Here is a 9,278-nt window from a genome sequence, read left to right as displayed (position 1 = left end):
CGTTTTTCAAAATAAGATTGCGAGTTAACTTGAGTGAATGTAGAACTCATTTTGGAGACTCCATTAAGGGCATTATTAGTAGATACACCCCGGAGTTATCTTATCAGGCTTGTTTGATTATATATTAACACCAAATTGAAAGATTGTGTACTTTTTAAAATATTTTGATTAATTTATTTGCCTCTGCATTTGCCTGTTACCTCTTGACCAAAAGGGGAATTGGAGCCTCTACCTATGGGAGTAGATCGCCGCAATATTAATCGGGAACATTGAAATAAATCTAGGTTCTATTATCCATTTTTTTTTGACCTTATTTTGCTAAGAGTAGCCTGAGTTGAGGAATGCGGAAATAGTGGAGGTAATTCACCGTCGAATACCTCTTCTTATATTTAGTAGTTTTTATTTGAGTGTGAGTTTTTATGTATAGGCACAATCCACTAAAGTTTCCCTAGCTGTATTTCATCCAAGGGAAAACTGAGTTATGTAGATTTTGAAGAATTCTATATGGCTTGAAGCTGCTAGGTTTGGGATACACCCAACTACTAATTCCCAAGAATTTTGGTCGTATTTACTAACAGTCAAAACTGTCTGATATTAAGTGGGAACCAATGGCTGGGAATGAATTGACTTATCGGCTAGTACGGACACTGTGAGGACTGCCCACCTCACTACAAACGTGATTCAAATTATTCAGCGAATTGATATGATTGGAGATTGAGTCAGATCTAATCGTTGATTTCGATCGCGCCTGCGTCACTAATTACAATTGCATTTGGCCCAGTCGCCCTCGGTACGTTCCATACCCTCCATGAAATCACTCTCCTTAATTAGCAAACCGTCGATCGCGCCCAGCGCCGTTGTTGAGTGTATCACAATGTCGATCGGCATAACACGAACCAAGTCGGCTGTTTTGAGTCAGAGAACTATGCGATTTTGGCAATTGACTTTTGTATGGTTCCAGATAATCTGAAGTGAGGATAACAAAGCCTAATTGCAGTTGGTCGGCGCTGCAATCATAAGTTGTGGGAACTTTGTCAATCTCTCTAAGGATAGAGGCCGATTTTTGAAGTGCCGAGGTAAATTTCTCAATGCAGTCAGATTCCCCAGCCAAATTTCTGGAAACAAAATATCCACCTTCATTGATGCTGGAGTCCTTGAATACAAAGCTTTTGGATGGGGGGTTTGCGTATTCCAAGGCGGGAGTCGTTTCCCTTAAAGAAGTCAACATATTCCGTCCTCCAAAAGTTTGTTTAGCGGTAGATACAGCCTTGGAGTCAGAGCTTCTGAAACTGCCAGCGACCTTGTTTATTTCGCCCATTCTTATTTAACCTATCTATTAGTTTCCCCTATTTGTGCAGCACTGCCATCCGCGATCGCACGGAATTTATATTCTGCGTGTTTTCCCTTAGTTCCGGCAAACACGCAATTACCTATCGATCCGATATCCTATCGGTGATACCACTTTCAAAAAGAATCCAACTGTCAGCCCACGCTTCAAACCTCAATAGTCATCAGTCATTCCTCCATCTAAAATCTAAAATCTAAAAGGGTATGACAGTTAGTTAACTGGCCTCGCAACTGCACCGCTCAAGATTCAGTGGAAGATGGCGGTTTTTTCCCTGCATTGCGAATATTAATAATCTTGTTGAGCGCCTCAAACCAAAAAGCAGCCCCCATAGAAATAGCTATACCGCTTAATATCCAACCAAACAATTTTGCAATCAACGCCGGCCACAATAAATTCCCCTGCTTATCTCGTTCTAAGCTATTCTGTTCGCTCCATCCAAAAGGCAGAGCTACCTGCTCCAAAGCTCGATCGACATCCTGTTGAACTTTTGTCAGACTGGTTAAATTATTTGATTTAGTCTTAGCATTGTTTGCCACCAACTGCTCAGCGTAGAAATTAACAGTCGATCGCAACATCGAATCCTTCGACAACCGATTAATAATATGAATGCTATCAGCATTAGCAGCGACAGCGATCGCAGTTCCGAGCAAAATCGCCACCCCTCTAGCATTCCGCTTGTAAACACCAGAAGCACGCTCCATCGATTGGTCAAACCACATTTCAATTTCTTTCTGAAACCGCTGCAACTGCTCTTGAGTATCTCCGCCGCTTTTTTCAGCGCGCTGCGCTAAAATATAAAGGCTGCGTTTCAAAGATTCTGGCATACTGTCCAAGGTTTCTTGAATTTGTTGATAAATCGGACTCTCCTCTTGGATATCCATAATTTCTGCTACCGTATCTTGACTTTTTTTAACAGTATTTAACAGATTGCTGAAACTCGGTTGCAGTTGGCCCAGCAGCGCCACCCGCTCAATTTTGCTGTCAAAACGAGCCTTGACAAATGCCATCTGCCTCTGAAATTCTCTCCCTGCCAGCTCGGTTTCTGGTAGATAAACCTGAGAATCCTTAATATAAAATCCTAGCTTTTCCGACATCCGATCTAAGCTGTTGTTCAAATTTGCTAAATTGTTTTGATAATCTTCAACAACTCGATTGAACTCCGCAGTCAGCCACCTAAATTCTTGCTCAATAATCGGTTTAGTAGCATCCGGCAAACTCAGATTTTCTCCAATCTGTTGAATTTGTGCTAATTGTAAATTTTTAAATCTTTCCAATCGGGTTTTAGAAATAGAGCTGAGCAAACTAGAAACCTTTAAAGTCTCCAAAAGGCTAGCCGAAAAACACTCTGCTGGAATATAAGAAGGTCCACTGGATTTATTGCCGAAAACATTTTTAGTACCCGTAACTCCGTGGTAAAAATCCCCCATGCGGTGCGTAACAGAGCGGAATCCCTCTGATAAAACCCCTTTCGCTCCCTGATTCAAATCCTTGATAATCGGATTGGCGTAAATCGCATGAGCTAACTGTCCAACTCTCTTAAGTTGCAGGGGATCTTTCGCGCCTTCGCTGCCTCCAGAAATTAGCACTTCGATCGACTTCTTTAAATGTTCCGCCCGCCACTGCCAAACAGTAGCAATCAGTTCCTGAATTTCCGAAGCTAGCAAGCTTAAAGTCAGGTAGATAAAGACTAAGCCAATGATAATATCTATAATTACAGGCAAGTTCATGGTATTTTCCTAGTCGCAAATAACTGCTGTCTAAGTTTACCTGCAGTTTGGGACGCTCAAAACTCTCTTAACTTATGTCAGAAATCTTTCCATTCTTGAACCGCAAACCGAAAAATCGCTGGAATGACAGCTTTACAGACAAACTGTGGATGCTGGCTTTTCTGTTGGCTGCAGTGCTGATTTTCGGGCTGAATCTGGGCGGCGTGGCGTTGCGGGATTGGGATGAAGGCATTGCGGCGCAGGTAAGTCGCGAAATTTGGCGCGGCAACTTAAATTGGCTGTATCCGACGATCGACTCTATGCCTTATTTCAACAAACCGCCGCTGGTACACTGGCTAATCGGGCTGTGTTTTGCAGCAGGCGGTGTCAGCGAATTGACGGCGAGGTTGGTACCGGCGATGCTGACAGCGACTTCAGTGCCGTTGCTTTACGCCATTGGCAGGGAGTTGTTTCCTCCGCGTGCGATCGCCATTTTTTCTGCCCTCGTTTATCTGACGCTGTTACCGGTGGTGCGGCACGGACGTTTGGCGATGTTGGATGGGGCGGTTTTGTGTTTTTTGCTGGGGGCGATGTGGTGTTTGCTGCGATCGCGCCGGGATTTGCGCTACGCTTTGGGCGCGGGGATTGGGTTCGGACTCATTTGCCTCACTAAGGGCGTGATGTTGGGGCTGCTGCTGGCTGCTGTTGGCTGTATTTTTTTGGTTTGGGATACCCCGCGACTCCTCACTTCTGGGTATCTTTGGGGTGGATTCGCGATCGGAACATTGCCAGTAACTGCTTGGTATTTTGCCCAATGGCTGCACTACGGCCAATATTTCATCCACACTAATTTAGTTAACGAATCTTTCCGGCGCATTTCGGAACCTGTAAGCAGTCACAGAGGCCCGCCTTGGTATTATCTTTTAGAAATTTTAAAATTAGCTTCGCCGTGGCAGTTATTTTGGCTACAAGGGCTGCGTTTGAGTTGGGAAAATCGCAGTTTTGCCGGGCCAAAATTAGTATTGGTTTGGACTGGAGTATATCTGCTGGCTATTTCGGTGATGACTACTAAATTGCCGTGGTATGTTTTGCCAATTTATCCAGCTTTTGCTCTTGCTGTTGGCAGTTATCTCGCTGAAGTTTGGGAGCAACTGTGGCTGCCGCCAGAGCCGATCAAAGAGGAAGCAGAAGAACGTTTTGATGCTATTTCTTTGCTGCCTCATCCCGCGATTTTGGCAATGCTGGGTGTGGTTGCTGTCGTGGGTTGCGTGTACTTTAGTGGCTGGGTACGGATCGGGGGACAAATTGCGCCTCCAGAGCGAGATTTGCAGTTAATGCTGATGGTTGTAGGTTTGACAATGACAATGGCGGCCGTGTTGCTGCACCGCAAAGACCGGCAGTTTATATTAGTTTTAATTTGGGGAACTTACCTGACGCTATTGGTATTGGTGGGTTCAGATAACTGGGTTTGGGAACTGGCCGAAGATTATCCGGTTAAGCCGATTGCCGAAATTGTCCGCACAGGAACTCCGGCGGGTCAACAGGTGTTTACTTCTCACCGCTTGGGCCGTCCATCGCTGAATTTTTACAGTCAACGCCAAGTTATTGTCGCCGACGCGCCGACGCTCAAAAAGAAATGGCAAACTCTTCCTCAACCTTATTTTCTGTTAGAAAAACCAGTTTTAAAACATTTAGGTTTGCAGAATGCTGAGATTGTGAAAACAGCCGACGATTGGGTTTTGGTAACTCGAAAATAAGCGTGTTTCCCCAAATTACCGAGGGGCGGGTTCACCAACCATAATCGGCTCAGACCAAAAATCTCGAAAACCCGCCCCCACCCAACGACCAATCCGAATCTACATTTTTGGGATGCAATCGGATATCAGATAAATCTAGGCGATCGGCTGGGTGCGGATGAGTTTAACAACAATTTATACGAGAAACCAACAATCTCAAAAACTCCCTACACAAACTCAACCTTAAAAAGCTTACCCACAAATGTTACACTAAACAAAAGCCTCAGTTAAATGCTCTCTAATAGAACTATGCAACTTACTGAACAACGATACTACTCGATCGAGGAATATCTAGCACTAGAAGAAGCTGCTGACTACAAAAGCGAATACATTGATGGTGAAATATTTCCTATGGCCGGTGGCTCTACCAATCACAATCAAATAGCTGGCAATTTCTATGCCGAACTAAATTTTGCGTTCAAAAAACAAGACTATCGAGTTTTCATGAGCGATGTCCGCTTGTGGATACCCAAAAAGCGCATCTATACTTATCCCGATGTGATGGTAGTATGTGGGGAGCCGGAGTATTATAATAACCGCACCGATACGATTACCAATTCCAGGGTAATTATTGAGGTTTTGTCAGCTTCAACTAAAGGATACGATCGCAGCAAAAAGTTTGAGGGATACCGCACGATTCCCACTCTTGAAGAATACTTATTGCTCGACCAAAATCGGAGATATATCGAACATTTTTCTAAGACGGATGATAAGCGATGGTCGTTTGCTGAGTACAATGAATCGGATGAGACGATCGCGCTTGCTTCAGTATCCTTTGAAATTGCTGTGGCAGATATATATAATAAAGTGAATTTTGAACAAGTAGATCAAGAAATTGCACCTGAAAAATGATTGTATGGGCGGGTTCACCAACCATTTATGTCAGAAACCAACAATATAATAAACCCGCCCCCACCCAACGACTGAGAATAGTTATATTTTGCCCCGATTATGGGGCTTTTTTTGTGCTTATAAATTCTTCGCAACTCGGATTGGTTGCAGAAATTTGAGTTGTAAAAGTTTGTCTTTGGAGTTTTCCAGAGGTTAAAGATTTAGAGCTTTTGGCACTACAGAAGGCTCTGATTTTTTTATTTCTGTTTGCGGTGTCGGGTGGAGTCGAAGCCTCCTTCGATTCCGCATTAATAGAAGACCTCGACAGAATTTGTCTTAGCTACCTATTTCTAGGCAGTGACAATGTAAGTGCCGTAACCCTTCGGCTGGGGGATAGGACGATGCCTTAAGGACGGTTTTCTATGCGGTAGAGGCGTCCCCCAAAATTAGACTATTAGAAATCTAGTCTTTTGTCAACAGCTATTTATGGTTGCCCTTAAACTGTCGCATTAATAGAAGACTTCCACTAATTTTGTTTTAGCGTTTCCATTCAATTAGTTTCCCCAACGAGTGGGGAGCCTTTACCTGTGCAACTTGCCCGTTCGCCCGCCACATAGACGGTGAGTTTCCATTCAATTAGTTTCCCCAACGAGTCGGGAGCCACCACGTCTGGGACAATTACCACAAAAGCTAACGCCTGTGGATTTGTGTTTCCATTAAATTAGTTTCCCCAACGAGTGGGGAGTTCAACCGTGCTTCGGCTCAAGCATTCACTAAACGAATGTTTCCATTCAATTAGTTTCCCCAACGAGTAGGAAGTTACTAACCAGGGCGGCGTTGCTGCTGGTCATAAAACTCTAGAGTTTCCATTCAATTAGTTTCCCCAGCTAGTGGGGAGATGGGAAAAACGTTGGGCAATGATGTCAGTCTGGAAGTTTCCATTCAATTAGTTTCCCCAGCGAGTGGGGAGCTTAAATCCCCCGATCGTTTGGTACGTTCAAGACGTGGAGTTATTTCCATTCAATTAGTTTCCCCAACGAGTGGGGAGCAATTATGGGTCTAGCCGAACCCGGCGTTATTGGCTAAAGGTAGAGTTTCCATTCAATTAGTTTCCCCAACGAGTGGGGAGTCTGCACAAACACTTGAAAACATCAGAAACAAAGCTAATGTTTCCATTCAATTAGTTTCCCCAACGAGTGGGGAGTATTGGGGCTTATAACTGTGCTAGCGTTCCGGTAACGAATTGGGAGTTTCCATTCAATTAGTTTCCCCAACAAGTGGGGAGCGTGTATTGTTGGGTTCACCGATCAAGATACCGTGGTTTAGTTTCCATTCAATTAGTTTCCCCAACGAGTGGGGAGTTCAAAAAAACGAGTGGAAATCTTGCGCGGTAGTGTTTCCATTCAATTAGTTTCCCCAACGAGTGGGGAGCTGAATCAGAAAAATTTAACTACTTGCTGCGGCTGATAAAGTTTTTCTTGTTTCCATTCAATTAGTTTCCCCAACGAGTGGGGAGGAGCTGAATGCAAAGTAATCATTGCCTGCAACGAACCCATCCAGTTTCCATTCAATTAGTTTCCCCAGCAAGTGGGGAGTCTTGGTACACTACCTCTCGACTTAGGAATGAGCCAGTTTCCATTCAATTAGTTTCCCCAACGAGTGGGGAGCGTTAGTAGTGACCAAATTCAAGACGTTATTTTGTTCTGGTTTCCATTCAATTAGTTTCCCCAACGAGTGGGGAGTGAGTTATTCGAGACTGAGAGGGATAAGCATGACATACAGTTTCCATTCAATTAGTTTCCCCAACGAGTGGGGAGAGCAATAATTGGTAATGTGCCTATGATCTTAACGTTTAAGTTTCCATTCAATTAGTTTCCCCAACGAGTGGGGAGAATCTTAAAGTCTTAGGTCTTAAGAATAATAAGATGTTTCCATTCAATTAGTTTCCCCAACGAGTGGGGAGTACGATGAGTCTACATGGCACGAGTGCCTAAAAGACTTTGACGTTTCCATTCAATTAGTTTCCCCAACGAGTGGGGAGCTCTACTATAAAGCCGTGGTTAGCAGCTAACAATAAGTTTCCATTCAATTAGTTTCCCCAACGAGTGGGGAGTCCTCTATGATACACCCAATACAGCGCAAGGTGTCTAGAGGTCATGTGCGAGGCTCAGATATTTTTTGTAGAACTCACACCTGTGTTCGCTCAAAATAATCTCTGAAACCCTTGCCCAGTAATGCTGCGAGGCTCGCGACGGAAAAAGGTCGTTTGAGCTAATTTACCACCAGCCTCGCAACCTGAGCTAAATAATCACTGATCCAGGTGCTTTTGTCACCGATGCCCCCAAACCCAAAACCTCCACCTGTCCCAAAGTATGGTGCGACACCGGATAAAACCGGATGCTGCGTCTAGGTTGATTAACTTTCGCAGCCGTCGCCGGAGTTCTGTAAATCTGGCAGTTGACAAAACATACTCAAAGGTAGAATATTGTCCCCATTTGCCATAACCTTTCAGCAAGTCATGCACTTTTTGCCTGCGCTTGTCAACTCGGATATCGTAGACAACGATATAAAGCGGCATACTTTATCGAATTCTATTTTGTGTTGAATAGGGATGGTAAAGTTTAGCTTCAGATGCAAGTTCAAGAGAAAATTTTTAGTTAAGTTTGTTAGTCCGCCAGGGGTTGAAACCCGGCGAATCCGTAAATCCGTGGCGGATTTATTGGCTTATGTTTGCAGTTCGTAATGGGCGAGCGCAGCTACCAATTCATCATGCACTTTCGCCATCAAACTTGCTGACTTTAACGAAACAAACTTTTGCTGTGAAACAAAATTTAAACAGCCTAAAACCCTAGCTTCCCATTGTTCTCGACTATCAGTATTCCAAGCCTTGAACACATCTTTTTCCTGCAAGCCACGCAAGGAATGAAAAATAAAATTTCTTTCATCTATAGTATTAGCAGCAACTACTTTAATGTGAGAATCTTGATTCCATTTATTTTGATCAGATTTTTCAAGTAAAGTAAATAGTGATTTACCAAACAAACCCACACTATTGTACTGCTCATTTTTATTGGCATTAAACCAAGGCCGTAAATTTTGAGGCAGATTCACATCATGGATATATGCTGTACTTGGTTGATTGGGATTATAGTATTTAATTTGTAGCTTATACTTGTCTAATGCCCATTCTTTGATCGAGCCTTCCACAGCGCGAAAACTGTGAAATAGAGCCTCAACCGTATTACCCTGTCTAAGACGGATAACTCCTAAATAAGCAGCCTCATAGCCAGTCCACCACCACTGATTCAAACGCTCGTTTGCAACAGCTCCCCTAGCTTTGCCAAAATCTTCAAATTTAGCAAAATTCCACTGTACAGCCATTGCTAATAAATCACGGATTTCCAGCAATAGCGGATCGGAAGAATCTTTCCAGTAAGGTTTTAAAATGCGCTCTACTCCCAAATAGTCATAACGACTTAATAGCGCTTTTGCTTCTTGAACTTGCATCCCCTGTAAATAACCCTCTTCTGTCACTCTAGGCAGAAGAAAATAAGAATTCCCTCTCATTCATCAAGTAAGAGAAGGGATTTGGGTAAA

Annotated in this window: 6 protein-coding genes and 1 CRISPR repeat array; of the genes, 2 read left to right on the top strand and 4 right to left on the bottom strand. The window is 43.5% G+C overall.

Annotated features, from left to right (window positions below; translation table 11 throughout):
• Positions 1-823 precede the first annotated feature (823 nt).
• On the bottom strand, positions 824-1,228 hold the full coding sequence (locus QUA45_RS26170) for a hypothetical protein (protein ID WP_333100335.1): 405 nt from the start codon (positions 1,226-1,228) through the stop codon (positions 824-826).
• Between the two features lie 359 nt (positions 1,229-1,587).
• A complete protein-coding gene (locus QUA45_RS26165; RefSeq protein WP_333222679.1) occupies positions 1,588-3,075 on the bottom strand; it encodes a hypothetical protein in 1,488 nt (495 codons plus the stop codon).
• A gap of 74 nt (positions 3,076-3,149) precedes the next feature.
• Between QUA45_RS26165 and QUA45_RS26160 the strand changes: the two genes are divergently transcribed.
• Positions 3,150-4,811, top strand: coding sequence for a glycosyltransferase family 39 protein (locus QUA45_RS26160; RefSeq protein ID WP_333222677.1), 1,662 nt, complete (start codon positions 3,150-3,152; stop codon positions 4,809-4,811).
• 288 nt (positions 4,812-5,099) lie between these two features.
• Positions 5,100-5,702, top strand: a complete 603-nt coding sequence (locus tag QUA45_RS26155) for a Uma2 family endonuclease (RefSeq protein ID WP_333222675.1) — start codon at positions 5,100-5,102, stop codon at positions 5,700-5,702.
• A 521-nt stretch (positions 5,703-6,223) separates the two neighbouring features.
• Positions 6,224-7,794: direct repeats of the CRISPR family, unit length 36 nt; unit sequence GTTTCCATTCAATTAGTTTCCCCAACGAGTGGGGAG.
• Positions 7,795-8,010: 216 nt separating this feature from the next.
• Here QUA45_RS26155 and cas2 read toward each other — a convergent pair.
• Both cas2 and QUA45_RS26145 read right to left on the bottom strand, forming a co-directional pair.
• The gene (cas2, locus tag QUA45_RS26150; RefSeq protein WP_333222673.1) at positions 8,011-8,259 is read right to left on the bottom strand and encodes a CRISPR-associated endonuclease Cas2; all 249 of its coding nucleotides are present in this window, start codon (positions 8,257-8,259) and stop codon (positions 8,011-8,013) included.
• A gap of 146 nt (positions 8,260-8,405) precedes the next feature.
• Positions 8,406-9,215 carry a hypothetical protein gene (locus QUA45_RS26145; protein ID WP_333222671.1) on the bottom strand — a complete coding sequence of 270 codons (810 nt, stop codon included), beginning with the start codon at positions 9,213-9,215 and terminating at the stop codon, positions 8,406-8,408.
• Positions 9,216-9,278 lie beyond the last annotated feature (63 nt).

The organism is Microcoleus sp. Pol12A5 (genome assembly GCF_036701435.1).
Classification (GTDB): domain Bacteria; phylum Cyanobacteriota; class Cyanobacteriia; order Cyanobacteriales; family Microcoleaceae; genus Microcoleus.
This window is presented reverse-complemented; position numbering and strand designations above follow the sequence as displayed.

Bases quoted from the DNA above. Each gene is read 5' to 3' on its own strand.
- QUA45_RS26170 (WP_333100335.1), bottom strand. From the start codon at position 1,228: ATGTTGACTTCTTTAAGGGAAACGACTCCCGCCTTGGAATACGCAAAC.
- QUA45_RS26165 (WP_333222679.1), bottom strand. From the start codon at position 3,075: ATGAACTTGCCTGTAATTATAGATATTATCATTGGCTTAGTCTTTATC.
- QUA45_RS26160 (WP_333222677.1), top strand. From the start codon at position 3,150: ATGTCAGAAATCTTTCCATTCTTGAACCGCAAACCGAAAAATCGCTGG.
- QUA45_RS26155 (WP_333222675.1), top strand. From the start codon at position 5,100: ATGCAACTTACTGAACAACGATACTACTCGATCGAGGAATATCTAGCA.
- cas2 (WP_333222673.1), bottom strand. From the start codon at position 8,259: ATGCCGCTTTATATCGTTGTCTACGATATCCGAGTTGACAAGCGCAGG.